At 56.4% G+C, this 289-nt stretch carries 1 protein-coding gene; it reads left to right on the forward strand.

Features of this window, described 5'->3' with window-relative positions; translation table 11 throughout:
- On the forward strand, positions 1 to 289 hold a 289-nt coding region (locus GM658_RS28690; protein WP_155457519.1), incomplete at both ends, for an IS110 family transposase.

Raw genomic sequence — 289 nt, forward strand, 5'->3', positions numbered from 1 at the left:
CGAGCCAATTGCCCTATACTGGTTCGACAAAGGGATCAAAGTCAGCCTGGTCAATCCCAATTGCATCAAGAGCTTTGGCGCAAGTGAGAACATCCGAAATAAGAACGACCAGGTCGATGCAGCATTGATCGCCCGTTACTGCGCTGCCATGGCCCCAGCCGCTTGGGATGCCCCCTCGCTGGAGCAACGCCAGCTAAGAGCATGGAGTAACCGCCTGGCCGCCCTGCAGGATATGCGCCAGCAAGAAATGAATCGGCTAGAGACCCATGCAGTGGCTGAACAGCGCGAA

This window comes from Massilia eburnea (assembly GCF_009720745.1).
Taxonomy (GTDB): Bacteria; Pseudomonadota; Gammaproteobacteria; order Burkholderiales; family Burkholderiaceae_D; genus Rugamonas; species Rugamonas eburnea.